Source organism: Stenotrophomonas sp. YJH_SMC_27, from assembly GCF_059369815.1.
In genome coordinates, this window is record NZ_JCAFTA010000002.1 from 99,311 (window position 1) to 124,700 (window position 25,390).

Sequence of the window (25,390 nt, forward strand, 5' to 3'; positions counted from 1 at the left end):
CGTCAACCCGCAGCGCCCTGCCCGGCGCTGCGGCACCTGCCGCTGTAGTGCAGCGCAAACAGGTACAACCCGGTGAACAGTTGCAGGAACAGCGGCGGCAGCGGCGCATAGGTGATCCACGCTGCAGGTTCGCCCTGCCCCAGCCCGCGAACGGCGAAGTTGGCGATCACCGCCAGGGTGAACACGATCGAGGTCCAACGATGCACGGGCCGTGCCCAGCCACCGCGGCTCATTGCCGGCGCCTCGCTTCGGAACGGGCTTCGATCATCTTCCAGCCATTGCCTGACGGGTCACGGAATCCGGCGTCGACGGCGCCATAGCGCTCGATCGGCTCCTGGGTGAATTCCACGCCCTGTGCCAGCCATTGCGTGTAGCGCGCCTGGCAGTCATCCACGGCCAGCACCAGCGGCGGCATTGCGCCCTTGGCCACCAGCTGCTGCAGCGCAAGTGCGGTAGCGGCGTCGTGGGTGGGCGGGCCTGGCACGAACAGGCCCAGCTGGAAACCGTCCTGGCCCGGGCTGCGGACCGTCAGCCATCGGTAGCTGCCATTGCGTACGTCGGTATGCACTTCGAAGCCGAGCTTGCCGACGTAGAACGCCAGCGCCTCATCCTGGTCGCGCACATACAGGCCGACCGTGTTCACAGTGTTCGTCATGGGACCTCCCTCAGGTGGGGTCCACGTTAGCAACCGCCTCGCGGCGGCGCTTCTCCAAAACTGCGATCTTCAGGTCCGGGCGCTGCGCGGCGCGTGCATGGCATTCCGGCACGCTGGCCGACGCCGCCCGGGTTGCACGCTCACGCTCACGCACATTGCCCGGGCTGTCACCGGTGATGTCACGGAAGATGCGGCCGAAGGTACCCAGGCTGCTCCACCCGGTCTGCGCGGCGATTTCGGTGACCGGCAACTCGGTGTCACGCAACATCGCCACGGCCCGTTCGATGCGCCGGCTGAGGAGATAGCGGTGCGGTGGCAGCCCGAAGGCCTGCTTGAACGAGCGGGCGAAGTGCGCCGGCGACACTGCACTGACCTCGGCCAGGCGCGCGACCGGCCATTCCTCATGGCTGGCGCGGTCCATCCGGTCCTTGGCACGCAGCAGGCGCCGCAGCAGTTCGGGGCTCTGGTTCATGGCACCACCGCCTGGGCCAGGTAGTGGCGTGCCGCGTGCCGCGCCTCAGCGGCCTGCTCGACCAGCCAGTCACGCAATGCAATCACCTTGGCACTGCCATTTCGCGCCGTGGGTGCCACGAACCAGAAGCTGCGACCGTCGCTGGCGACACCCGGATGCGCCTGCACCAGCCGCCCGCTGTCCAGCTCGGCCTGGAACAGGATCGGCGAACCAATGGCGATGCCTTGCCCGGCGATCGCGGCGCCGACATCCAGATGCTCGACGGCAAAGGGCGCGACGAAACTCTCCGGTGCCGGCGGTGGAATGTGCCCGTGCGCGGCAAACCACAGGGCCCACCAGTCCGGCCGCCCGAGCAGGGGAATCTCCAGCGCGCTGCTGCCCAGCCCACGCGCCTCGTGCAGCAGCGCCGGCGCACACAACGGTGTGAACACGCTGGGAAACAAGGGAGTTGCCTGAAGACCCGGCCATTCGCCCTGGCCATTGCGGATGGCGGCATCGAAGTGACCGGCGGCCAGATCCTGCGGCGCTGCCGACAGGTCCAGTTCCAGCACGAGCTGCCGGTGGCGGGCACGGAACGTGCCCAGTCGCGGCGTCAGCCAACTGGTGCCCAGCGTGGGCAGCACGGACAGGCGCAGTCGCGCCGCATCCATGTCTGCGGCGTGCATGAAGCTGGCGCGCAGTGCATCGAATGCCCGGGTGGCCTCCTGGGCGACGCTGGCACCCGTCGCTGTCAGTTCTACGTGCTGTGCATGGCGCAGGAACAGGCAGGTACCGGTCTGGGCCTCCAGCCGCCGCACGTGGTAGCTCACCGATGCCGCACTGGTGTCGAGCTCTTCGGCGGCACGCGCGAAGCTGCCCAGCCGCGCCGCCGCCTCGAAGGCACGGATGGCGGCAAGCGATGGCAGCTGGCGTTGGGTAACCATAAGTGTGACTTAGCCTGAGCCCCGATATCTGCGTGGTCAATCCCCCTGGTACGCGCAACGATGGAGGCACCTTCGACAGGGGATCACGCACATGGATCGACGGCAGTTCCTGGCCACCCTGGCCGCCGCGGCGGCATCTACGGCGCTGCCCTCCGGGTGGGCGCTGCCCAGCCACAGCGAAGACTGGAAATGGTTGCAGGGCAACTGGCAGGTCCGGCACCGACGCCTGAAGGAGCGCCTGGTCGGCGATACCCGATGGGAGTTCTTCACCGGTTCCAGCGCGGTCTGGCTCACCCTGGGCAGACTCGGCACCATCGATGACAACGTCATGGCGCTGCCTTCGGGCCCCTACAGGGGCCTGGGCGTGCGTGCATTCGATCCGGTGTCTTCCACGTGGTCGATCTGGTGGATCGATGGCCGCAACCCTGCCCATATCGAAGCCCCTGTGCGCGGCGCTTTCAAGGGCGATGCCGGCAGCTTCCGCGGCACCGACCGGATCGACGGGCGCCCCGTCGAGGTCTGGTTCCGTTGGCATGACATCCACGGCGAGGAGCCGTGGTGGGAACAGGCGTTCTCCGACGATGCCGGTGCGCACTGGGAAGTGAACTGGCGCAACTGGTTCCGCCGCACTGCTGCGGTCCCCTCTCCGCTTCCGAAGCTGCCGGATGCACCGGGCGATTTTGATTTCCTGGTTGGCCATTGGAACGTGCGCCATCGTCGCCTGCGCGCTCGGCTGGCAGGCAGCGATGCATGGGACGCGTTCAACGGCACCCTGCACAACTGGCCGGTCCTGGGAGGATTCGGCAACGTGGGTGACAACCTGATGGACATGCCTGGAGCGCCGCTGCGAGGCATGGGCATCCGCGCCTGGAATGCGGCGGAGCGGCACTGGCTGAGCTGGTGGCTGGATGGCCGGGAGCCAACCCGGATCGGCGCGCCACTGCGTGGTGGTTTCCATGCCGGTGTCGGCCGCTTCTTCGGCGAAGACCAGCACGACGGTCAATCAATCCAGACGCGGGTGATCTGGTCACGCATTACCCCGCGCTCGGCGCGCTGGGAACAGGCGGCATCGACCGATGGCGGGCGCAGCTGGGAAACAAACTGGGTCAGCGACTTCGAGCGACAGGCATGAAGGCGCTGCTGGCCGTGATGCTGCTGGTTGCTGCGTCGCATCCCGCGTCTCCATCACGGGAGCTGCGGATCGTCGGCCCCGCCGAGCGCTTTGCCCCGGGCGTTGCATCCACGCAATACGACGAGATTCGACTGACCTTGAGCCCGGACGGAAAAACCGCACTGTGGTTCAGCCGCAACCGGCCCGGCGGGCCGGGTGGGTATGACATCTGGGTCTCCCGCAACGATGGGCAGCGCTGGCGGCCGGCGATGCCGGTGCCGTTCAACTCGCCGGGGCGCGACTTCGATCCCGCTTTTTCCGCCGATGGCCGCGTGGTGTATTTCTGTTCGGATCGCGCAGGCGGCCTGGGCGGCGACGATCTGTACCGGGTCAGCATGGGGAGCGACGGTCGATTCGGGAAGCCGGTCAATCTTGGCCCGGCAGTGAACAGCGCGGCCGATGAATTCGCGCCGATGCTCTCGCCGGACGCAGCCACGCTGCTGTTCTCCAGCGATCGCGCAGGCGGTGCGGGTGGCCATGACCTCTACGTCGCAGCGATGGTCCGTGACATGGCGCAGCCGGCACGGCCGCTGCCGGGAGACCTCAATACCGCAGCGCAGGAGTTCGATGCCACCTTCCTGGGCGACGGCCGGACGCTGGTGTTTGCCCGCGCCCTGGACTTCGGCAGTGCACCGGTACGCCAGTTCATCGCCTACGAGCGTGGAGGCCGCTATGACGCGGGCCTTGCATTGCCCTCCCCCTTGAACGAGGCCTCCGGCGACAGCTACGGCGCGATGCTGGATGGCTCGCAACCCGACACCTTGACCTATTCGGCGCGGCGCGCGGACGGTGCAGGGTTGGACCTGTACCGCATCCGCTATCGGATGATGCGCCCTTGAAGGCAGATGTTGTCGATTTTCCGCGCCCCGGTTCGTCGAGAGGATGACTCCCCCAGGAGAAAACGCAGATGGCCTCACACCAGTCCCTTGCCTGCGCCTGCGGCCAGGTACGCCTGACCGCCACGGGCCAATCCATTGCCACCGTCGAATGCTGCTGCGACAGCTGCCGCAAGGCCGGCGCCATGCTGCAGTCGATGCCCCGAGCACCGGACGTGCTGGGCCCGCACGGCCAGACGCTCTTCGTAATGCACCGCAAGGATCGCGTCAGCATCGATGCCGGGCATGCCATGCTGCGTGCCTTGCGATTGTCCAGCAGGGGCGGCAGCCGCCGCGTGCTGGCCGGCTGCTGCAATACGCCGCTCTTCCTGGAGTTCAGCGGCGGCCATTGGCTGAGCCTGTATGGCCTGTTGTGGCCGGCATCGACAAGACCTGCCGTGGAGATACGGACCATGGTCAGTGATCTTCCTGATGCGTCTGTGCTTCCTGACGATGTGCCGAACCTGAAGACCCGGTCGCTGCGCTTCTATGCGCGGTTGATGAAGGCGTGGATCGCCATGGGCTTCCGCAGCCCACGCATCGAGGTCGCGGGAGATACCCATGCCTGAGCCCAGACGGATCGAGATCGAAAGCATCACCACGCCCGGGCACATCCAGCGCGTGGATCGCGCCAAGTACCTCGCCATGCGCCATGCCTTGCTGCGGGCGCTGCCCGCGCAACCGCCCGGCCTGACCGTCGCGCAGGCGAAACAGGCACTGCTGCCACACCTGCCCGCCGCGCTGTTCCCGGCAGGTGCCACCGCCGGCTGGTGGTTGAAGGCCGTGCAGCTGGACCTGGAAGCCAAGGGCGTGATCGAGCGCGTCGCGGGCAAACCGTTGCGCCTGTTCAAGCACCTGGCGGCCGGCTGATCAGCGCTGTGCAGGCAGTTCCAACCGGTGCTTGCGGCAGAGGCGATACACCGTGACCCGCGATATCTGCATCTGCCGCGCGCACTCGGAGACGTTGTAGCCGGTCTGGCGCAGGGTCTGCAGCAGTACATCGCGCTCGGCCTGGCCGCGCGCATCGTGCAGCATCGCCGCGGGCAGGGCCGCTACCGATGCGCCCAGCTCCAGGTCACGCTCACTGATCAGCTCGCCTTCGGCCATGATCGCTGCACGCTGCACACGGTTCAGTAGTTCGCGTACGTTGCCGGGCCAGTCGAAGCGCCGCATCGCCTGCAGTGCGGCCGGTGCGAAGCCGCGTGCACGCACGCTGTGGCGCAACCGGAAGCAGCGCAGGAAGTGCTCGGCCAGTAGCTGCACGTCGGCACCGCGCTCGCGCAGCGGTGGCATCAGCAGGCGCAGCACGTTCAGGCGGTAGTAGAGATCGCTGCGGAACCGCCCCTGCGCCACCGCGTGTTCCAGTTCGACGTGGGTCGCGGCAAGTACTCGCACGTCCGCGCGCAGCGGCTGGCTGCTGCCCACGCGCTCGAAGGTCCCCTCCTGCAGCACGCGCAGCAGGCTGGTCTGCGCTTCTGCCGGCAGATCGCCTACCTCATCAAGAAACACCGTACCGCCATGGGCGGATTCGAACACACCGATCTGCCGCTTGTCGGCACCGGTGAACGAGCCACGTTCGTGGCCGAACAGCTCCGACTGCACCAGGCTGGCCGGAATCGCACCACAGTTAACCGCAATGAAAGGCCTGCCGGCGCGCCCCGACAGCGCATGCAGCGCATGTGCAGCCAGTTCCTTGCCTGTACCGGTTTCGCCGGTGACCAGCACCGGCAGTTCCACCGGCGCGAACTTGTGCAGCACCGTGCGCACCGCATGCAGCGCAGCGCTTTCGCCAATCAGTGCATGCGGTCCATACCCACTGCAGGTTGCATCGACAGGCGGATCATCCGCATCGAACTGCTGGCGCATTGCGCAGACCAGGTCCTGAAGGCCGAACGGCAGCGTGAAGCGCGCGCCACATCGCTGCAGCAACGGCAGCCAGGCCGGCGATGTGGGTCCGGCGCCCGGTGGCAGTACCGCCAGCCAGGGCAGATGCTGGTGCTGCTCGATCCACGGTTCCAGCAGCTGCAGCGACGCCGCATCGAGATGGCGCAGATCGAGTACGGCGAGCAATCGATCGCGCCCACGCAGGCCTATCGCCATGGCGGGATCGGGATGGATGCTGCGCACATGCCAGCCTGCTGCCGCCAGCGCACTGCGCTCGTTCGCCAACGGCTCGCCAAACCAGAGCACGCAACGTGACGTAGAAGCCTCCGGGACCGCTGCCATGCTTCCCCCAGCATCCGGACACCGTCGGCGGACTGTCAGGCAATCGCCGGCGTGCCGCCCCCCGCCGGGACCTCTACGGCCACCGGGGCGGCCTTTGTTGGGCGGATCCTAGCGCTTCCCTAAACGGCGGCGCAATGAGCAATGCGTCAAGAAATTCGTGGCTGAACCGGCACCGTTGCAGACGGCGGCGCCACCTGTAACACCCATGCAACAGTTGCCCGCCACCCTTGCCCTGCGGTGCCTGGGGCTTCGAAATCCCAACGATTCCCCGACGTGCCTGTAACACCGTGGCAGCAGCACGGTCAGGTGCTGCACGGTCCCGACATTGGCGGGTGGGCACTTCCAGGTTGGCACGGTTGATGCGTGGTTCCGCCGCACCCATCGCGGGAGATCGGCATGGACGGCACCACCCTGGTTCGCGGCCTGGCCGCAGCACTGGCAATCGCCCTGCTGTTGGTTGGCACGGGCGCATCCGCGTCCGGCGCCCGCCAGGGCGTGAAGGCACAGCCGGGCGAAATCGTCCTGTTGCGGGACGTCTCCGCGCGGCCGGCCTATCGCATGGCACCACCGGGCATGGCCCTGATTGCCGACCCGAAGCCACAGCGCGAGATCGCCACCGCATTGGGCGCCGGTGGCACGACGACCGGCATGGACGAGTTGAGCGATGAGGACTATGCCCGCATGGGCGCCGGCCAGGCCGCGTCCATCGCGGCGCCGGGTGGAACCACCGTTGAACGGGTCACCCAGCAGGCCTTGGGCGGCACGCTTGGCCGCGGTGGTGATGGCATGGTCGGCAGCAACCTCGGGGGCGCCATGAGCGGTCCGCTCGGTGCGGTCGGCAGCAGCACCCGCGGTATCGCCGATACCGTGCGCGGCGCACTGGCCCAGTTCCCCCTGCAGGGCACGGCCCCGGCAGGTGGAAAATGAAGGCCCTGCACGGCGTGCTTCTGCTGCTCGCTGCCGCGCCCTGGGCGACCCGGGCCGATGACTACGGCGGCATGCTCGCCTATCTCGACGTGGCCCGCATCGACGGCCACGCACTGGCCGGGGCGAATGGGGCCATCGCCGTCAACCAGGCCGCCGGCGACCTCAACGTGCAGGCCAACCTGCGGGGTATCGCCAAGGGTGATCGCGCCGACGTGGCGATCAATGCCCGGCAACTGCAGCAGGGCAACCGCGTGCTGTCCGGGCCGCTGCAGGCCACCGCGTTCATTGGCGGTGACGCACTGGCCGGTGCCAGTGGCATCGCATCCATCAACCAGGCCAGCGGCATCGCCAACACGACGCTCAACGTCGTCAGCGCGACGCTGGCCCGACAGGGCATACGCGAAACCGACGATACGGCCTTGGCCGCCGAGGGTTCCGCGTTGGCAGGGGGGCGGGACGACACCGGTTACGGCGTCGCGACGGGCACCCGCAGCGCCGGTGTAGCCAGCACCGCACTGCGGGGATTCGACGGGGTCCTGCAACTCAATCAGATCGCGGGCAACGGCAACGACACGGCCAACGTACTGGGCCTGGTCGTGCAGGACCGCCCGTGACAACCACCCAACCGATGCACCACCTGATGAGAGAGAGGGCACCATGAAAGCGACCGTCAAACAGACCATGCTCGCCATGGCGATTGCCACTGCCTCGACCGCCGCTGCGGCCAATGGCTGGGACAACCAGAACGCCAACGCGAACATCAACCACAACCACACCGTCAGCGAGACCCGCAACGACACGCACAACCACACCGACAACGACGTGCGCAACCGCACTGTCAACGTCAACGTGCAGAAGCACAGCAACATCCAGGCCGACGAACGCAAGGAAAAGAACAACCACGGCGTCGACGTGAACCTGGAGAAGGACCTGCGCCTGAGCACCGACATCAATTTCTCCGGCGACCCGAACATCACCGGCGACATCGACCTCGACTCGGCGGCCATTGCCGTGATCGACAACCGGCAGTCGATCAGCAACAACGCCACCAGCAACAGCCTGGTCACCAACAGCGCGTCGATCGGTGACAGCGTCGGTGCCGGTGCCTCGGGCAATCTGGGCTTCAATGTCGTCTCCGGCGACAACAATGCGCAGGACAACGCGGCCTCACTATCTGCGGCCGATGCGTCCTTCAGCTTCGGCATGGCCGACGCCGAGGTGTTCGTCAACCAGGCCGGCTTCGGCAACGCCACCATGAACTCCGGTGTCACCAACGCCGCAGGTCTCAGCGGCAACGCCTTTGGCGGCGCGTCCGGCAACATCGGTGTAAACATCGCCTCGGGCAACAACAATGAGCAGAAGAACGCGCTCGCGGCGTCGGTAGCGACCACGGCGGTGGCCCAGTCGAGCATCAGCTCCAACCAGGTCTCCACCGGCAACACGGTCAGCAACGCCGGCTTCGTGCAGTCCTACACCGATACCGTGCAGGTCGGCATGCGTGGCGGCGTCAGCGGCCTGACACTGGCCTATGGCGCGGGCACCTACCGCGGCACCGGCAACGCCTACCAGATGGCCAACTACTACCTGGATACGTGGAGTGGCGAGCTGCCGCACCCGGGTGGCAACAGCACCGGCCATATCGATCTGGACAACCAGATCCAGAACGCCACGATGAACCCCAACCGGCCAGGGGTGGGCGGCCTGGGCTTCGATACGCGTGAGAGTGGCACCAGCCAGTTCGTCGAACTGGGCGTGGCTGACCTGTATGCCAGCCTCAGCGGCACGGTCAGCACCACGCGGTGGGTGAACGTCAATGCGACCAACACCTCGGCCTTGTCCGGCAGTGCCTTCTCGGGCGCCTCCGGCAACATCGGCGTGAACGTTGCTGCGGGCACCGGCAACCTGCAGGCCAACAGCCTGGCCCTGGCAGTCGCCCAGCCCAGCACCGGCGGCGGTGGTGGCAGCGGCGAGTAAGCGCAACACCCCGGCCGTCCGCCAATGGCCGGGTCCCCGGGAGCCCCTGTTCCTCCTCCCCCTTGGAACGGGGGCTCCCCCCTGCTGCCGGAGAACGTAGATGATCCGTTGCCCTCCATCGATGCGCCTGCTGGCCTGCCTGTGGCTGCTGGGCACCGCATGGGCGTGGGCCGGCGAGGTCCACTTCGCCGGCGTGCTGCCCAACGGCGCGCTGCTGCAGCAGAAGGTCGAAAGCATGCAGGAGCGGCGCTACCGCAACGTGGTGCGCCAGCACACCGATTACAGCTGCGGGGCAGCCGCATTGGCGACCATCCTGCGCCATGCCTATCACCTGCAGACCGACGAAGCGACGGTGATCGAAGGAATGATGGGGGTTTCCGATCCAGCGCTGGTGGCCGAACGCGGCTTCTCCCTGCTCGACATCAAGCGCTACGTGGAATCGCTGGGCATGCGTGGCCGGGGCTACCGCATCGATGAAACACGACTGCGCACCCTTCGCGTGCCAGGACTGGTGCTGATGGACGTGCGCGGCTTCCGCCATTTCGTGGTGCTCAAGCAGGTGCGCAACGGCATCGTGGAAGTGGCTGACCCGATCCTCGGCAACCGCAGCCTGGCGCTGCCGGAGTTCCTGGCCGCCTGGCCATCGCGCGCGGTCTTCGTGGTGATCGGCAGCGACTTCGATCGCAACACCGTTCTTCTGCAACCCAGCGAACGGCCAAGCGCCCGCGCGCTCTACGCGCGGCAAGGGCCGATCACCGATGCCGAACTGGTCGACTTCGGCTTCAGCCACGCCGACCTGTTCTGAGGAGGTACGACCATGTTCCGTCAACACGTATGGATGGCTCTGCTGCTGATGGCCCCTGCCCTGCCCCTGCAGGCCGCCGACGGCAGGACGGGGCGTGGACTCACGGAAATCCCCGACCCGGAGCTGAGCCTGATGCGGGGGCGCTACACCGTGGGTGGCAACAACGTTGCCTGGTTCGGGGTCACCATGGTGTCGCAGTGGCAGGCCAGCAACGGCACGACCCTGCAGGGCAGCCTGACCCTGGGCATGGACTTCCGTGGTGCTGGCGCGCCGAAGCTCAGCTTCCAGCCCAGCGTGAATGTCACGGCAGCCGATGCGCCGCTGCCCGATACCCACGGACGCAGCATCGACAGCAGCGGCCTGGCCAATGCCAGCGGCCTGGTGCAGAGCGTGCAGGTGGCCGGCGATGGCAATGTCGCGCGCAACGTCACCACGCTGACCGTCCGCGAGGGTGGCGTGCCGGCTGTTCTCTCTGATGGCGCAGGCAACGTCACCGCGCAGCCGGCCGGCGCCAGCGCGACGGCCGTGCTGGAAGGCAACCAGGCACACCTGCTGCTGCAGGTGGATGGCCAGGGGCTGGTGCAGCAGTGGATCCGCAATGGCAGCGTCGGCCAGGGCATCGCCCTTACCGGTGACGGCCAGATCGCCAGCAACCAGCTGCGGCTGGAGCTGGTGCGCAACGCCGTGGGCGGCAACCTGCCGTTGAGCCAGAACGTGGCCCAGGCGATTGCGTTGAACCGCGGCATGGGGCCGGGCCAGTAGCAGGGCCTGGCATTGGGGGAAACGCTCCACAACGCAGGACACGAACATGCACACCCTGATGAGGATCACCCCGTTGGCGCTGGCGGCGCTGGCGGGCACCGCCCTTGCCGTGCCGCCGACGCCTGACGATGGCGCAGACGTGCAGGCCCTGGCCAACCAGCTGGAACAGCTGAAAGCCAACTACGCACAGGAAGTGCGGCGGCTGCGCGAACTGGACATGCAGGTGCAGGCCATGCAGGCACGCTTGGGCGGGCGGGTTGGCCCAGCCTCGACCCCACCTGCCGCGCCATTGGCGCAGGCGGCGGCCGCCGCGGTTCCACCGAGCAGCGAGGGCTACGCCAGTACCGCTGCCGAGGCCCAGCAGGCCAGGCAGGAGTCGCGGCGCAGCGTGGACGACGTGAAGCAGCAGCAATCGGCCCTGTTCTCGCGTCGCTTCACCATCGAGAACAGCCTCACCTACGCCCGCTATGACCGCAAGCAGCTCACCCTCAACGGCTTCCTCGCGTTGGACGCCATCTTCCTCGGCAATATCGCCATCGAGAACGTGGAGTCCGACTCGCTGACCTATAACGTGGCGGCCCGCTGGGGCGTCAGCCCGAACCTGACCCTCAACCTGGATGTGCCCTACCTGGCGCGGCGCACCGTGTACCAGAAAGGCGGCGCCGGCGGTGCAGCGGCCGCCATCGCGCAGGAGCAGACCAACGGCAACGGCCTGGGCGACATTGGCCTGAGCGCGAACTACCGGCTGTTCGGCGAACGCGGCTGGCGCCCTGAGACCGTGCTCACGGCCGGTGTCACCGCCCCCACCGGGCGCGCGCCCTACGGCCTGGACTGGAAGGTGATCGAACGCGATGACGACGACTACATCCGCTTCGCCGTGCCGCGCGAGCAACCCACCGGCAACGGCGTATGGCAGGCCAACCTCGGCCTGTCGATGGTGAAGACCGCTGACCCGGCCATCCTGTTCGCCAACATCGGGTACGTGCACTCCATCCCTCGCGGCTTCAGCGACATCGACAGCAATCCGGATACGGTCAACCCAGGCGACGTGAAGCTGGGCGGCTCGGTGTACTTCGGTGCTGGGGTGGCCTTCGCATTCAACGAGCGGACCAGCCTGAGCCTGTCCTTCAGCGACCGCATCAGCGCCCGCGCCTCCACCCGCTTCCAGGGTGGCAAGTGGATGAAGGTGATCGGCAGTGACGCCAATGCGGCATCACTGAACCTGGGCGTGACCTATGCGTTGAACCAGCACACCACGCTGGTGACGTTGCTGGGCATCGGACTGACCCCGGACGCACCGGACTTCACGCTGGCGTTCAAGATTCCTTACATGCTCTAGCGGCCACTGCCCATGGCATGATGGGCGCTCTGCGGCCAGCGGACGTCCATCATGCGCATCGGATTCCTGGGACTTGGAGTGATGGGAACGCCCATGGCGGCCCATCTGGCTCGCGCAGGTTACGAGGTATGCGGCTGGTCGCGCTCCGACCGCAACCATGCGGCCGCGCGCACCGCCGGCATCAACGTCTGCGAGGCGGTGGACGAGGTATTCGCGGCCTGCGACACCCTCATCCTGATGCTGGCCAATGACGATGCCATCGACAGCGTGCTCGATCGGCATGGCGCGGCGTTTGGCGAGCGGGTCGAGGGCCGCCTGCTGATCAACATGGGTACCAGCTCGGCAGCGTACTCACAGGCGCTGGCCGAACAGATCCGTGCCGCGGGCGGCCGCTACGTGGAAGCGCCGGTGTCTGGCTCACGCGTGCAGGCCGAAGCGGCGCAGCTGGTGATCCTGCTGGCCGGTGCCGATGTCGACCTCGCGGCAGCCGCCCCACTGGTTGCACCGATGGGCAGGCAAACGGTGTGCTGTGGTGCAGTGCCGTCCGCACTGCGCATGAAACTGGCGGTGAACCTGTACCTGATCACCTTGGTCACCGGCTTGGCCGAAGCGGTGTACTTCGCCGAAGCACACGGCATCGAGCTTGACCGCTTCGCGCAGGTGCTCAACGCAGGGCCGATGGCCAGCGAAGTATCGCGAATCAAGCTGGACAAAATGATCCGTGGTGACTTCAGCGTGCAGGCGTCGATCACCGACGTGCGCAAGAACAGTGGGCTGGTAGCCGCTGCCGCCCATGAGGTGGGCATGCATGCGCCCTTGATCGACGCCAGCGACGCGCTGTTCGCACAGGCACTGGCGTCCGGATCGGGGGCGCTGGACATGGCGGCCGTGCTGCAGGCGGTACGGGCCGGGCCAACCGGCACTGGCCGGCGCTGATCCGGATTCATGTTCCGGCACTACTGCCGTCCTCCACCGCTGCTATATTCAGTCCAGCTCGGCAGGCATGGTGCCTGCCCTCGAATCACAGGGAGTTGGTCATGGGTCTGGTACAGGCGGTGAAGGGTGCGGTTGGCGGTGTGCTGGCCGACCAGTGGAAGGACTTCTACACCGTGCCGGCGGGCCTGCCGTCCACGGCCGCCCTGTTCGCGGCGGTGCCGCAGGGCACCAATGCCGGCCGCGGCTCCAACACCAGCGGCTCGTCCAACATCATCACCAACGGCTCGAAGATCATCGTGCCCGAAGGTTACGGCCTGCTGCTGCTCCAGGACGGCGCGATCACCGCATTCGTCGCCGAACCGGGTGGCTACGAATGGCGTTCGGACGACCTGAACTCGCGGTCGATCTTCGCCGGCGACGGCCTGGTCAGCACCTTCATCAAGCAGAGCTGGGAACGCTTCAAGTTTGGCGGCCAGCCGGGTTCGCAGCAGGCGGCCTATTTCGTCTCGCTGAAGGAACTGCCGGACAACCGCTTCGGCACCCAGTCGGAAATCTACTGGGACGACGGTTTCCTCAACACCCAGGTAGGCGCGGTCACCCGTGGCTCGTACACCCTGAAGATCGTCGACCCGATCCTGTTTGTGAAGAACTTCGTGCCGGCCAGCTACCTGCGGCCGGGCCAGGTGTTCGACTTCACCGATCTGGACAACGCCGCTGCCAGCCAGCTGTTCAATGAAGTGGTCGGTTCGCTGGCCCCGGCCTTCAGCCTGTATACCAACGATCCGGGCAAGGGCAACCGCATCACCAAGCTGCAGCAGGACTCGCTGGGCTTCGCGCAGAGCCTGTCCGCCGCCGTCGAGCAGGGTTACCAGTGGAAGTCCGACCGCGGCCTGGCCATCGTCAAGACCGCCATCGTCTCGATCGAGTACGACGCCAACACCCGCGAACTGCTGAAGACCGTGCAGCGCGCCGATGCGCTGTCCGGTTCGCGCGGCAATTCCAACCTGCAGGCCAGCGTCGCCCAGGGCATCCAGTCGGCCGGCGAGAACGGCGGTGCGGCGGGCCTGGTCGGTGTCGGCATGGCCTCGGGCATGTTCGGTGTGGGCGGCATGCAGCAGCCGGTCACCCCGGCTGCGGATGACCCGGTGGCCAAGCTGAAGAAGGCAAAGGAAATGCTGGACCTGGGCCTGATCACCCAAGGCGACTATGACGCCCTGAAAGCCAAGGCACTGGGCCTGTAACAGCGGAACGCACAACCCACATGTCCGATCCCAGAAACGGCCCACCGCCGCTGCCCGGATCCGTGCCCGCGACGCCGCCGCCCCTGCCGGCGGCGTCGTTGGATGGGCCCGGTTCGCCGCAGGACGTCCCTCCCCTGCCCGGCAGCTTCCCGCTGGACACGTCGACTCTGCCACAGGCCATCCGCGATGAAGTGGAAGCGCCCGATCCTGTGGCCATCGATACCTCGGCCAGCGAGCTGAAAGACGGTCTCAACCGCTGCCCGAAGTGCGGCGCCACCGACATCCGGCCCAAGGCCGGCACCGATATCCTGGTCTGCCTGTACTGCCGTCACGAATGGCATGGCGCGCGCGTGGAGGAGGAATTCGGGCTGGGCGAGGCCATCGACCAGCTGCGCGGTACGGTCATCGCCTCCGGCGCGCGTGACATCGACGCCGACACCTCGGCGTTGATGACGTTCAAGTGCACCGGCTGCGGTGCCGAGGTCACGGTCAATACCGAAAGCACGATGACGGCGCGCTGCCACTGGTGCCGCCACGTCTTCGGCGTCAACGAACAGATCAGCAATGGCGCCGTGCCCGATGCGGTGTTGCCCTTCCACATCAAGAAGGACGATGCGGTCGCGCGCATCCGCCAGTTCGTCGACAAGCGCCGGATGTTCGCGCTGAAAGCGTTCAAGGACCAGTTCACCCCGGAAAACGTGGTGGGCGTGTTCCTCCCCTACATGATCGTCGACAGCAATGTAAGCGCGGCCGTGGCCGGCAAGGGCGAGATCAAGACGCGCGAGTACACGGTGGGCAGCGAGAAGAACAAGCGCACCCTCTACGACGCCGATGTCTACCAGGTCGAACGCCAGGTCGATTTCACCGTTGATGACCTGCCCCTGGAATCCTCGGCCGAGCGCGGCAATCTGGATACCCGGGCCAACACCAACAACATCATCAACACCATCCTGCCATTCGACACCAAGAACGCGGTGAAATGGAACGCTTCGTACCTGGCCGGCTTCACCTCTGAAAAACGCAATCTCGACGTGGAAAAGCTGCGGCCGCGGCTGGAAGACCAGCTTCTGTCGATTGCCCGCGCACAGGTGGAAGGTTCGGTGAGGCGCTACAACCGTGGCGTGCGTTGGGAACAGGAACAGCTGGAGGTGCATGGAACGCGCTGGGTGTCGATGTACCTGCCGGTGTGGTTGTACTCGTATCACCAGCCCGGAAAGAACGGCGGCATGTTGCACTACATCGCGGTGAACGGCCGTACCGGCGAAACCATGGGCAGCGTGCCCGTGCAGCAATGGAAGATGCTGCTGGCGGCACTGGCCACCGGCACCATCATTGAAGCCCTCGCAATTGCCTTCCTGGTAGCATCGACATGAGCGACGACAGTGGACTCTGGCTGTTGGCGGCAGGTCCAGCCGGCGCGACCGCGCTGTACTGGGCGCTGTACCGCTATTACCGCAACACCGACAAATCGCATTCCTTCGAGCACGAGACCGAAATCGAGGCACAGCCCGTGACCGGTTCGGACCAGCAGGTGGGCCGGGTCACCGGCACCGAGGAAAAGCGCATCCGCGGTGACAACGTGTACGAGTACCGGAAACGGGTGGTAAGGGTGAAACCCGACCCGTAGCGCCAAGCCATGCCTGGCTGCGGGAGGTGCCGGCCGCGGGCCGGCATTCCTTCGGCTCTGGGCGTCAAAGGGGAGCCGGCCAGCGGCCGGCACTACCCTTCAGCGGACAGCACCTGTCCTTGGCTGGCTTGCCTCAGGGCGCGCCCTCACACCGTCTCCCACCCCACCGGTTCGATGCTCGCGCGATCCACCCTTCCGAGGATCCTGCGATGGCTGCTCTGCTTGCCCGTAGCTGCCTGTCGGCGCTGTACTTCCTGGCCCTGCCCGCCCTTGCCCAGGACGCTTCGTCCGGCTTCGGCGAACAGACCACCCACACCGACCAGACCACGCAATCCAGCAGCACCCAGACCCAGACCAGTGGTTCGATGACCACGCAGACCACCACCAGTGGCAGCTCCCAGTCCGAGTCGCGCACCGAAAGCAAGGAGATCGACGTGGGCTTCGGTTTCCACGACGACAACGACGACTGGAACCATGACCGCCACCGCGGCGACCGCGATGTGCGCGACAGCGATCTGTTCGGCAGCTGGACGCTGGGCCAGGAGAACGGCACCACCTGCACCATCGAGCTGAAGAACAGTGAGTGGTTCGGTGGCTACAGCGCCTACGTGCCTGCCGGCTGCCCGGACGGCTTCTTCTCGGCCAACCGCTGGGTACTGTCGGGCAACCAGCTGCTGCTGACCGATACCAGCAATACGGTGTACGGGCGTTTCCGCGCGTCGGGCAGCGGGCGCTGGTCGGGGTTCCGCGAGTCGGATGGAGCCCGGCTTTATCTCAATCCCAGGGGGCGTTGACCGCGACGTGCACGCGATGGGCACGGGCAGACCGCGAAGATCAGCCGTCTACCGTGCCCCGCTGCTGACATGTCCGCTCCCACCGGTTCCCGCCTTGTCATCTATGCCGCGCTCGCGGGCAACCTCGCCATTGCGATCGCCAAGTTCATCGCCGCCGGCATCTCCGGCAGCTCGGCCATGCTCAGCGAAGGCGTGCATTCGCTGGTCGACACCCTCAACGAGGTGTTGCTGCTGTACGGGCTGCGCCGCGCCGGCAAGGCGCCGGACCCGGTACATCCGTTCGGCTATGGCCGCGAACTGTACTTCTGGAGCTTCATCGTCGCCCTGCTGGTGTTCGCTGCCGGCGCCGGTGTGTCGGCCTACGAAGGTATCCAGCACATCCGCCAGCCGGAGCCGGCCACCAACCACGCGTTGAGCTACAGCGTGCTGGGCATCTCCATCCTGTTCGAGGGTGCCTCCTGGTGGGTGGCGCTGCGCGAGTTCCGGCGTACCAAGGGCAAGCTTGGCTACTTCGAAGCCTTCCGCCGCAGCAAGGATCCTTCCACCTTTACCGTGCTGCTGGAGGATAGCGCGGCCCTGCTGGGCCTGGGTTTCGCACTGATCGGGCTCGTGGCCGCACAGATCCTGGACATGCCGGTGCTTGATGGTGTGGCGTCGCTGTGCATCGCGGGCGTGCTTGCCGCCACCGCCTTTCTTCTCGCACGCGAAACCAAGGGACTGCTGGTGGGTGAGCCGGCCCACCCGGCGGTGGCCGATCGGATCATGGCCGTGGCGGAAACCGATCCAGACCTGCGCCGCGCCAATGGCGTGACCACCATGCAGATGGGCCCGGAACAGGTCGTGGCCATGCTCAGCGCCGAGTTCGAGGATGACCGGCGGACCCCGCAGATCGAAGCCTGCATCACCCGCATCGAAACGGCGGTGAAGCGCGAGTATCCGGAACTGGTGGCACTGTTCATCAAGCCACAGACGCCGGAGGTCTATGCCGCACGGAGAGCCGCACTGGCCGCCGGTCCTGCGCAGCAATGACACTGCGTCTGCGCCCGTTTCACCTGCCTGATGCCACAGTGCCATCACCGTTTGCCCGAGCCTGCCTCTACCGTGCCGGATTGGTTGCCTGCCTCTCTTCAGATCCTCCCGCGCAGCTTCTACCGGCGCCCGCCCGTCGAGGTTGCGCCCGAGCTGCTCAACAAGCTCCTGGTCCGTGACGATGGCCGGGCCGGTCGCATCGTTGAAGTCGAAGCCTACGCGGGCAGTGTCGATCCGGCCGCACACTCCTATCGCGGGCAGACGCCGCGCACGGCCAGCATGTTCGGTGAGGCCGGCCGCCTGTATGTCTATTTCACCTACGGGATGCACTGGGGCAGCAACGTTGTCTGCGGCGAAGTGGGTGAAGGCGTGGCGGTGCTGCTGCGGGCCATCGAGCCGCTGGTGGGCCTGGAGCGCATGCGCGAACTGCGCCCCGCTGCGCGCCGCGACCACGATCTGGCCAGCGGGCCCGGCAAGCTCTCGCAGGCCTTCGGGCTGGACCGCAGCTTCGACGGCGCTGATCTGGTGACCGGCAACCACGGCATTGTCATCGTCAGCGACGGCGTGCCGCCGCCGGAGGATCCAGTGGTCGGGCCCCGCATCGGCATCACCCGCGCTGTTGATTTCCCCTGGCGTTGGCACGTCCGTGATCATCGTCACGTATCGATACAGCCACGCCGCGCTCTCTCCCCGGCGAGGAAACGATGATGACCCCGCTCGACAAACCGCTGCGACGCGAACTGGACATCGATGGCCAGCCCTACACCCTCATCGTGGACCCCGAAGGACTGAAGCTGGTTGAAAAGGGGCGCCGCAAGGGCATCACGCTGCGCTGGCAGGACCTGGTGTCCGGTGATGCCGCGCTGGCTACCGGCAACACTGAGTCGGCGCGCGCGCCTCACGCCGGCATCACCCTGCCATGGCGATACATAACGCCGCACGCACTACCGTGATCCAAGACAGCCGCCGCAACCGCCCTCGCCACCCAGCCCTGAAAAGCGCCATGGACGAAGCCGAACGACTGCTCGAAATCGAAGGACTGCACCTGTTGGATACGCCCCCGGAGCCGGTGTTCGATGCCATCGTCGCCGCCGCCCGCGCCGCGACTGGCCTGACGATGGGCCTGATCACCGTGGTGGCCGAAGACCGCCAGTGGTTCAAGGCCAACATCGGCCTTGAGGGCGTCAGCGAGACGGCTCGCGAAATTTCCTTCTGCACCCATGCCATACGCCAGGACGAGCTGTTCGAGATACCCGATGCGCGCCAGGATCCACGTTTCTCCACCAATCCGCTGGTGACAGGTGGGCCGCGCATCCGCCACTACGCTGGCATCCCCCTGGGCTCGGCGCACGGCGCACGTATCGGCACGCTGTGCCTGCTCGACCCGATGCCCGGCGTGCTGTCCCCCTCCCAGCGCGAACTGATGGTGCATCTGGCGCGGGTCACCACCCAGGTGCTGGAACAGCGCAGTACCCTGATGGCGCAGGTGGGCCAGGCGAAAGCGCTGCAACGCGAGCTGAAACGCAGCGAAGACTTCCTGGAGCGCACCAACCGCGCGGCGCGGGTGGGCGGCTGGGAGATGGACCTGGTCACCAACGAAGTGCGCTGGACCCGCGAGACCAAGCAGTTGCACGGCGTGCGCAGCAACTTTGAACCGACGCTCGACACCGCGCTGTCGTTCTATCGCGAAGACAGCCGCAACATCATCCGCGCGGCAGTGCAGCGTTGCATCGACGAAGGCACGTCCTGGGAGGTGCAGCTGCCAATGACGACCGCCGACGGGCGCGCGATCTGGACCCGGGTGGTCGGCAGCCGGCAACAGGTCGACGGCCATCCGCGCCTGGTCGGGGCCATCCAGGACATCACGGACGAGCGGGCCGCGCTCGACGCGCTGGAAGCCAGCGAAACCCGCTACCGGCGACTGTTCCACTACAGCCTGGGCCTGATCTGCACCCACACGCTGGACGGGACATTGACCTCGGTGAATCCGGCGGCGGTGCAGTCGCTGGGCTTCGAGGAAAGCCAGATGATCGGGCGCAGCCTGTGTGACCTGATGCCACCGGAAAAGCGCGAGGGCTTCAAGGCCTACCTCGCCCGGATCCAGGCAAACCACACCGACGCTGGCGTGATCGAGCTGATTGCCGCCGATGGTACGCGCCACTACTGGGCGTACCACAACGTGCTCGACAACGAAGCCAGCCCGCCCTACGTGCTGGGGCATGCGCAGGACGTCACCGCGCTGAGGATGCAGGAGCAGCAGCTGCGCGACATGTCCTTCAAGGATCCGCTCACGCAGTGCTACAACCGGCGTTACCTGCACCGGCTGGATGAACTGATTGACGAGCGCTGGGCGTGCGTGATGTTCGATCTGGACCATTTCAAGCACATCAACGACACCCAGGGCCACCGCCGTGGCGATGCCGTGCTGGTCGAGTTCGCCACCTTCCTGCGCTCGCCGCTGGGCAAGGACGAGACCGTGGTAAGGCTGGGTGGCGACGAGTTCATGGTGGTGCTGGTCGCGCCAGCGAATGGCCGCCTGAGCGAACTGGAGCATTGGTACCAGGACCACGCCGCGCTTTCGCCCAGCGCGTTCTCGATGGGTGCGGCCATCAACACGCCCGGCGAACCCGTGGCCGACACCATCCAGAAGGCGGACAGCCGCCTGTACCGCACCCGCGCGCGGGTACGCCGCGAGCGGCGCGAAGACCCGGCCGCACGCTGATCACGCCCTGACCGTCACCCAGGCTGGCGCGTGGTCGCTGGCCTTTTCCTGCAGTCGTACCCAGCGGTCGACGCCGGCATCCTTCAGTCGCCCCGCCAGTATCGGATTCAACAGCAGATGATCGATGCGCAGCCCACGGTCGCGCTCGGCATGTTGGCGGAAATAGTCCCAGAAGGTGTAGATCGTGGCGTCGCCGTGCACCTTTCGCAGCGCATCGGTCCAGCCCTGCGCGAGCAGCCGCTCGAAGGCATCGCGAACCTCGGGCTGGAACAGCGCATCGCGGCGCCAGGCCTTGGGGTCGTAGACGTCGGCTTCGTTGGGAATCACGTTGAAATCACCCAGCAGCAGCGCCGGGTGCGGCAGCTCGACCAGGCTGCGCGCATGCCGGATCAGGCGTTCCATCCAGCGTAGCTTGTAGTCGAACTTCGGCCCGGGCTGCGGGTTGCCGTTGGGCAGGTAGAGGGCACCCACGATGACGCCGTGCACCGCTGCCTCAAGGTAGCGACTCTGCGTATCCTTGGGTTCGCCCGGCAATCGTCGGCGGCTCTCGACCGGCATGGTGCCCCGGGCCAGCAGCGCCACGCCGTTCCAGCGCGCCTCACCCTGCCAGAGTGCACCGTAGCCGGCCTCTTCCAATGCCGCAGCGGGAAACGCGGCGTCGGTGGCCTTCAGTTCCTGCAGGGCAACCACGTCCGGCGATTCCCTGTGCAGCCAGTCCAGCAGCTGCGGCAGGCGTGTGCCGATGCCGTTGACGTTGAACGTCGCAATACGAAGCGTTTTGCGGCGGGGCATGGATAAAGGTTCCTCGACGCAGCGGGACGAGCATTCACTCTGCGCGCCCAGGCATGCAGGGACCGTGGATGCCACGTCATGATGCGGTGCCGTCCGGTTCACGGACCGCTGCCATGTCGCGCAGCAGGCTGGTCACCCTTGAACGGTGCTGGAGCGGCCCAATGGCGGTGCGTCCGCTGCGTGCGATCTACCAGGTCGACCCCTACCTCTTCCGCGACAGCAATGGGCGCGGCTGGGGCACTCTGGATGGCATCACCGAAAAGCTGGACTACCTGCAGTGGCTCGGTGTCAGCCACCTGTGGCTGCTGCCGTTCTACTGCAACGCCGGCCGTGACGGTGGCTACGATGTCACCGATCACTACCGCATCGATCCACGCCTGGGTGACGAGGCGGCGTTCCAGCGCCTGGTCGATGCTGCCGCCGCACGCGACATCGGCATCATCGTCGAGCTGGTGATGCAGCACACTGCCAGCGCTCACCCGTGGTTCGTCGCCGCGCAGCGCGGCGACCCGGCCTGGCGCCGCTGGTACCTGTGGAGCGACCACGTGCCCGACGATGGCCTGAAGCCGATGTTCCCGCCGATCGAGGCGTCTGCCTGGACCTGGAACGCCGAGGCCGGCGCGTTCAACCGGCATATGTTCTACCGGCACGAGCCAGACCTGGAGCTGGCCCATGCGCCAGTACGCGACGAACTGCTGCGGGTGATGACGTTCTGGATGCAGCGCGGCGTGGCCGGCTTCCGCGTGGACGCGGTGCCGTACATGGCCGAGCGCGCGCGACACGCCGACCCCCGCGACGACGGGCTGTGGCTGCTGGAGGAAATGCGCGCCACGGCAGACGCGCAGCAGCCAGGCCTGCCGCTGATCGGCGAAGCGGACGTCCCCGCGTCGCGCTACGGTGACTTCCTCTGCCAGGGCCGGCGGCTTTCGCACCTGCTGGATTTCCACCTCAACAATCATTTCTTCCTGGCCCTGGCGCGCGGCGACGCCAGCGAAGTGGCCCGGGTCATGGCCGAATACGGACCGCAGGCGCCGCCGCACACCCGCATCGCCTGGCTGCGCAACAACGATGAGCTTGACCTGGAGCAGCTGGAGCCGGACGAGCGCGAAGCGGTGATGGGACGCTTCGCCCCTGAGCGTGGCATGCGAATCTATGGCCGTGGCATCCGCCGCCGGCTGGCACCGATGCTGGAGGGCGACATCGCATGGCAGGGTATGGCTTGGTGGGCGGCATTGCTGTCGCTGGGCCAGGTACCGGTGATCCGCTACGGCGAAGAGATCGGCCTCGGTGACTGCCTGGAGCTGCCAGAGCGCAATGCCGTGCGCATGCCGATGCACTGGCACGGTGGACCAGCGGCGGGGTTTACCGATCAACCGCGGCATGCCTGGCGCGCACCACCGGCAGACGGCCCGTACGGTTACCGCACGGTGAACGTCGAGGCGCAACGCACGACGCCAGGTTCACTGCTGCTGCGGGTGCGCGAGCTGCTGCAGCAGCGCAATGCACATCCCGTGCTGCAGCAGGGTCCTCACACGCTCGACCCGCCATCTCCCGCGCTGCTGATGCTCCGCTACGGTGAGGCACCCCATCAGGCACTGGCACTGATCAACTTCGGCGACGAGCCGGTCGAGGTGGACGTGCCCCTGCGCGGTCCGTTGAACACGCTGGTGGGCCAAGGCGCCAAGCTGCAGGATCGCCGCTGTTACCTGCAAGGCCATGGCTATACGTGGCTGGCCGCCGAGGGTGCCTGAGTGCGCGGCGCAGGCAGTACGTGCTCGGCGAAATCATCGATGAAGCGTTCCTGCTCGCGGTTCACGTTGTGCAGGTAGATGCGATCGAAGCCCAGTCCCTGCAGCTCCTGCAGCCAGGCCCGATGCTGGCCCAGGTCTGCCGAGACATGCACGTGCTGGCGCACCACCTCGGCGCTGACCGATCGGGCCTGTGCTTCGAACTGTTCGGGCTGGTCCAGCCCTTCGGCCAGTTCCGGCGGCAGCACGTTGGCGCTCCACTGCTCCATCGCACCTTCCAGCGCCGCCTGTTCGGCGCGCGCGTAGGACAGCTTGGCCTGCAGGTACATCGGCTTGCCCCTGCCACCGCCGTCCTCGAACGCCGCCACCACACGCCGCAACTGCGCCAGTGGCTGGCTGATGGTGATCAGGCCATCGGCCCAGCCCCCTATCCAGCGTGCAGTTTCCTCGGTGACGGCCGCCCCCAGCAGCGGCAGGGGAAGCGCCGGGCGACTGTAGAGCCGTGCCTGGCGCACCCGGAAGCCACCGTCGTGGTCGACCTGCTCGCCGCCCCACAGCCGCCGCATCACCTCGGCCGCATCGCGCAGTGCCTTCTGCCGCTCGCGCTTGGCTGGCCACGGCTGGCCAGTGATGCGCTCGTTCAGGGCCTCGCCGGTACCCAGCGCCAGCCAGATCCGGCCCGGCGCCAACTGCTCCAGCGTCGCCGCTGCCTGTGCCACCAATGCCGGGTGCTGGCGCAGCATCGGGCAGGTCACCATGCCCAGGGTCAATGCGCTCTGCACCGCCAGCGCGCCGGCCCATACCCAGCTGTGGCCGGACTGCCCTTGCGCGGTCGTCCACGGGTGGAAGTGGTCCGAGCACATCAAAGCCTCGAATCCCGCCTGTTCGGCGCGCAGTGCCAGGCCCAGCAAAGTGGCGGGCGGGAACTGCTCATGCGATGCGTGGTAGCCGATGGTCATCACGGATGATGTGCGGGGACTGGACACGATGGCAACACCCGCCGGGCTAAAACGGCGTCATGGAAACGAACGCTTCCTGCATCGGGCATCGACGCTGGGCTATCCCCGAAGGCTACATTCCAGCCTGGAGCAACGGACCGTCACCGGAGATGCAGAGTCACGAAACCTGCTGTGTCCTCAATGCCGGCAACGAGGACGCGCATGTCACCCTGACCCTCTACTTCGAAGACCGAGATCCCGTGGGCCCGTACCGGGTCACCGTGCCGGCACGACGCACTTGTCACCTGCGCTTCAATGACCTGCAGGATCCGGCGCCGGTACCGCGCGGCACCGGCTTCGCTACCCTCGTCGAATCCGACCAGCCGATCATCGTGCAGCACACCCGGTTGGATTCCCGGCAGGCCGCAAACAGCATCATGACCACCATCGCGCATCCATTGTGAAGCCGCGCGCGCAGGCGTCCACGCTGCAACGACACCGCGCCCTCCAGCCGTTTACCCACTTGGAGGGAGACTGGCGCAGGTTTCCTTTCGGAGAGTGACGATGGCCCTGCCCGACTACCCACGCCCGCCCTTCCCGGCCCAGCAGCAACCCTTCCCCGGCAAGACAACGCAGATGCAACCGCGTCCGGACCACGGCGAGGACAGCTACCGCGGCCATGGCTTGCTGCAGGGCAAGAGAGCACTGATCACCGGCGGTGACAGCGGCATCGGCGCGGCCGTGGCCATCGCCTTTGCGCGCGAAGGCGCCGACGTTGCCATCGCGTTCCTCGATGGTGAGCAGGACGATGCCCGCCATGTGCAGCAGCAGATCGAACAGGCCGGGCGCAAGGCCGTGCTGGTGCCCTGTGACATCAGCGACCCGGCACAGGCGCGCTCGCTCGTGGACCGCGTGGCCAGCGAACTGGACGGCCTCGACATCCTGGTCAACAACGCGGCGTACCAGCGCTACTACGAGCACTTCGACGACATCACCCTGGATGACTGGAAGCGGACGTTCGATACCAATGTGCATGCCGTGTTCAATCTGACCCGGCTGTGCGTGCCACACCTGCGCGGTGGCGGTGCGATCATCAACACCGCGTCGGTCAACTCCAAACGGCCGACGCCGAACATCCTTCCCTATTCTGCAACCAAGGGTGCCGTCGCCAACCTGACGCTGGGGCTGGCCGGCCTGCTGGCCGAACATCAGATCCGCGTCAATGCCGTGCTGCCCGGCCCGATCTGGACGCCGTTCATTCCTGCTGGCATGGCCGCCGAAGAGGTCGAACAGTTCGGCGCGCAGACGCCGTTCGGCCGCCCCGGACAGCCGGCCGAGCTGGCCTCGGCCTATGTGATGCTGGCTTCGGACAGCGCCAGCTATACCTCCGGCGCACTGCTGACCATCTCCGGCGGCGCGGCAACACTGTGACCC

28 protein-coding genes and 1 pseudogene are annotated in these 25,390 nt (G+C 66.8%); 22 read left to right on the plus strand and 7 right to left on the minus strand.

What is annotated here, in order from left to right; all coding sequences use genetic code 11:
- Positions 1-2: 2 nt before the first annotated feature.
- Genes AC5P7R_RS03980 through AC5P7R_RS03995 form a run of 4 tightly spaced genes read right to left on the minus strand, consistent with a single transcriptional unit; the run spans position 3 to position 2,050 of the window.
- Positions 3-233 carry a hypothetical protein gene (locus AC5P7R_RS03980; protein WP_021202364.1) on the minus strand — a complete coding sequence of 77 codons (231 nt, stop codon included), beginning with the start codon at positions 231-233 and terminating at the stop codon, positions 3-5.
- Positions 230-655: a VOC family protein gene (locus AC5P7R_RS03985; protein ID WP_005409768.1), complete on the minus strand. Its 426-nt coding sequence runs from the start codon at positions 653-655 to the stop codon at positions 230-232. Before AC5P7R_RS03985 ends, AC5P7R_RS03980 begins: the two co-directional genes overlap by 4 nt.
- Before the next feature lie 10 nt (positions 656-665).
- On the minus strand, positions 666-1,127 hold the full coding sequence (locus tag AC5P7R_RS03990) for a helix-turn-helix domain-containing protein (RefSeq protein WP_021202362.1): 462 nt from the start codon (positions 1,125-1,127) through the stop codon (positions 666-668).
- Complete coding sequence (locus tag AC5P7R_RS03995) at positions 1,124-2,050, minus strand: LysR substrate-binding domain-containing protein (RefSeq protein ID WP_134734812.1); 927 nt, start codon at positions 2,048-2,050, stop codon at positions 1,124-1,126. Before AC5P7R_RS03995 ends, AC5P7R_RS03990 begins: the two co-directional genes overlap by 4 nt.
- A 91-nt stretch (positions 2,051-2,141) precedes the next feature.
- On the opposite strand from AC5P7R_RS03995, the gene AC5P7R_RS04000 reads away from it, so the two are divergent.
- The 4 genes from AC5P7R_RS04000 to AC5P7R_RS04015 all read left to right on the plus strand — a co-directional run bounded on the left by AC5P7R_RS04000 (position 2,142) and on the right by AC5P7R_RS04015 (position 4,966).
- Entirely contained in the window at positions 2,142-3,182 is a 1,041-nt protein-coding gene (locus tag AC5P7R_RS04000; RefSeq protein WP_134734811.1) for a twin-arginine translocation signal domain-containing protein, read from the plus strand.
- Positions 3,179-4,060 carry a TolB family protein gene (locus AC5P7R_RS04005; RefSeq protein ID WP_134734810.1) on the plus strand — a complete coding sequence of 294 codons (882 nt, stop codon included), beginning with the start codon at positions 3,179-3,181 and terminating at the stop codon, positions 4,058-4,060. Before AC5P7R_RS04000 ends, AC5P7R_RS04005 begins: the two co-directional genes overlap by 4 nt.
- A gap of 68 nt (positions 4,061-4,128) precedes the next feature.
- A complete protein-coding gene (locus AC5P7R_RS04010) occupies positions 4,129-4,665 on the plus strand; it encodes a GFA family protein (protein ID WP_134734809.1) in 537 nt (178 codons plus the stop codon).
- Entirely contained in the window at positions 4,658-4,966 is a 309-nt protein-coding gene (locus tag AC5P7R_RS04015) for a DUF6958 family protein (protein ID WP_134729194.1), read from the plus strand. Before AC5P7R_RS04010 ends, AC5P7R_RS04015 begins: the two co-directional genes overlap by 8 nt.
- On the opposite strand, the gene AC5P7R_RS04020 is transcribed toward AC5P7R_RS04015, so the two are convergent.
- Positions 4,967-6,322: a sigma-54 dependent transcriptional regulator gene (locus tag AC5P7R_RS04020; RefSeq protein ID WP_021202356.1), complete on the minus strand. Its 1,356-nt coding sequence runs from the start codon at positions 6,320-6,322 to the stop codon at positions 4,967-4,969.
- Between the two features lie 396 nt (positions 6,323-6,718).
- Here AC5P7R_RS04020 and AC5P7R_RS04025 point away from each other — a divergent pair, with 396 nt between their 5' ends.
- From AC5P7R_RS04025 to AC5P7R_RS04095, 15 genes and pseudogenes are all read left to right on the plus strand, one after another.
- Positions 6,719-7,249 (plus strand): FapA family amyloid fibril periplasmic chaperone, encoded by a 531-nt coding sequence (locus AC5P7R_RS04025; RefSeq protein ID WP_134729192.1) that lies wholly within the window; start codon positions 6,719-6,721, stop codon positions 7,247-7,249.
- Positions 7,246-7,863 (plus strand): FapB/FapC family functional amyloid domain-containing protein, encoded by a 618-nt coding sequence (locus tag AC5P7R_RS04030; protein ID WP_111098489.1) that lies wholly within the window; start codon positions 7,246-7,248, stop codon positions 7,861-7,863. Before AC5P7R_RS04025 ends, AC5P7R_RS04030 begins: the two co-directional genes overlap by 4 nt.
- Positions 7,864-7,906: 43 nt before the next feature.
- Positions 7,907-9,223, plus strand: a complete 1,317-nt coding sequence (locus AC5P7R_RS04035; protein WP_057504019.1) for a FapB/FapC family functional amyloid domain-containing protein — start codon at positions 7,907-7,909, stop codon at positions 9,221-9,223.
- Between the two features lie 100 nt (positions 9,224-9,323).
- Positions 9,324-10,028: a C39 family peptidase gene (locus AC5P7R_RS04040; protein ID WP_134729190.1), complete on the plus strand. Its 705-nt coding sequence runs from the start codon at positions 9,324-9,326 to the stop codon at positions 10,026-10,028.
- A gap of 12 nt (positions 10,029-10,040) precedes the next feature.
- Positions 10,041-10,790, plus strand: coding sequence for a hypothetical protein (locus AC5P7R_RS04045; RefSeq protein ID WP_197574998.1), 750 nt, complete (start codon positions 10,041-10,043; stop codon positions 10,788-10,790).
- Between the two features lie 46 nt (positions 10,791-10,836).
- Positions 10,837-12,129 (plus strand): transporter, encoded by a 1,293-nt coding sequence (locus tag AC5P7R_RS04050; protein ID WP_111101922.1) that lies wholly within the window; start codon positions 10,837-10,839, stop codon positions 12,127-12,129.
- A 45-nt stretch (positions 12,130-12,174) separates the two neighbouring features.
- A pseudogene (locus AC5P7R_RS04055) lies at positions 12,175-13,065 on the plus strand (NAD(P)-dependent oxidoreductase); the annotation flags it as partial.
- Between the two features lie 101 nt (positions 13,066-13,166).
- The gene (locus AC5P7R_RS04060) at positions 13,167-14,306 is read left to right on the plus strand and encodes an SPFH domain-containing protein (protein WP_478435840.1); all 1,140 of its coding nucleotides are present in this window, start codon (positions 13,167-13,169) and stop codon (positions 14,304-14,306) included.
- Positions 14,307-14,326: 20 nt separating this feature from the next.
- Complete coding sequence (locus tag AC5P7R_RS04065) at positions 14,327-15,679, plus strand: TFIIB-type zinc ribbon-containing protein (RefSeq protein ID WP_111098494.1); 1,353 nt, start codon at positions 14,327-14,329, stop codon at positions 15,677-15,679.
- Positions 15,676-15,933, plus strand: coding sequence for a hypothetical protein (locus AC5P7R_RS04070; RefSeq protein WP_005409784.1), 258 nt, complete (start codon positions 15,676-15,678; stop codon positions 15,931-15,933). The genes AC5P7R_RS04065 and AC5P7R_RS04070 overlap by 4 nt, the downstream gene beginning before the upstream one ends.
- 209 nt (positions 15,934-16,142) lie before the next feature.
- Complete coding sequence (locus tag AC5P7R_RS04075) at positions 16,143-16,727, plus strand: AprI/Inh family metalloprotease inhibitor (RefSeq protein ID WP_478435841.1); 585 nt, start codon at positions 16,143-16,145, stop codon at positions 16,725-16,727.
- A 69-nt stretch (positions 16,728-16,796) separates the two neighbouring features.
- The gene (locus AC5P7R_RS04080) at positions 16,797-17,756 is read left to right on the plus strand and encodes a cation diffusion facilitator family transporter (RefSeq protein WP_111098495.1); all 960 of its coding nucleotides are present in this window, start codon (positions 16,797-16,799) and stop codon (positions 17,754-17,756) included.
- 72 nt (positions 17,757-17,828) lie between these two features.
- Positions 17,829-18,464, plus strand: a complete 636-nt coding sequence (locus AC5P7R_RS04085) for a DNA-3-methyladenine glycosylase (RefSeq protein WP_111101921.1) — start codon at positions 17,829-17,831, stop codon at positions 18,462-18,464.
- Positions 18,464-18,709, plus strand: coding sequence for a hypothetical protein (locus AC5P7R_RS04090; RefSeq protein WP_495213789.1), 246 nt, complete (start codon positions 18,464-18,466; stop codon positions 18,707-18,709). Before AC5P7R_RS04085 ends, AC5P7R_RS04090 begins: the two co-directional genes overlap by 1 nt.
- Positions 18,710-18,759: 50 nt before the next feature.
- A complete protein-coding gene (locus AC5P7R_RS04095; RefSeq protein WP_111101920.1) occupies positions 18,760-20,478 on the plus strand; it encodes a sensor domain-containing diguanylate cyclase in 1,719 nt (572 codons plus the stop codon).
- On the opposite strand, the gene xth is transcribed toward AC5P7R_RS04095, so the two are convergent.
- Entirely contained in the window at positions 20,479-21,270 is a 792-nt protein-coding gene (gene xth / locus AC5P7R_RS04100) for an exodeoxyribonuclease III (protein ID WP_111098498.1), read from the minus strand.
- 161 nt (positions 21,271-21,431) lie between these two features.
- Between xth and AC5P7R_RS04105 the strand changes: the two genes are divergently transcribed.
- Complete coding sequence (locus AC5P7R_RS04105) at positions 21,432-23,021, plus strand: alpha-amylase family glycosyl hydrolase (RefSeq protein WP_495213770.1); 1,590 nt, start codon at positions 21,432-21,434, stop codon at positions 23,019-23,021.
- Here the strand turns inward: AC5P7R_RS04105 and AC5P7R_RS04110 are convergent.
- On the minus strand, positions 22,991-24,004 hold the full coding sequence (locus AC5P7R_RS04110) for a TIGR03885 family FMN-dependent LLM class oxidoreductase (RefSeq protein ID WP_478435843.1): 1,014 nt from the start codon (positions 24,002-24,004) through the stop codon (positions 22,991-22,993). The genes AC5P7R_RS04105 and AC5P7R_RS04110 overlap by 31 nt on opposite strands.
- Before the next feature lie 32 nt (positions 24,005-24,036).
- Here AC5P7R_RS04110 and AC5P7R_RS04115 point away from each other — a divergent pair, with 32 nt between their 5' ends.
- Both AC5P7R_RS04115 and AC5P7R_RS04120 read left to right on the plus strand, forming a co-directional pair.
- Positions 24,037-24,420 (plus strand): sensory rhodopsin transducer, encoded by a 384-nt coding sequence (locus AC5P7R_RS04115; protein WP_478435844.1) that lies wholly within the window; start codon positions 24,037-24,039, stop codon positions 24,418-24,420.
- 100 nt (positions 24,421-24,520) lie between these two features.
- Positions 24,521-25,387, plus strand: coding sequence for a glucose 1-dehydrogenase (locus tag AC5P7R_RS04120; protein ID WP_021202339.1), 867 nt, complete (start codon positions 24,521-24,523; stop codon positions 25,385-25,387).
- Positions 25,388-25,390 lie beyond the last annotated feature (3 nt).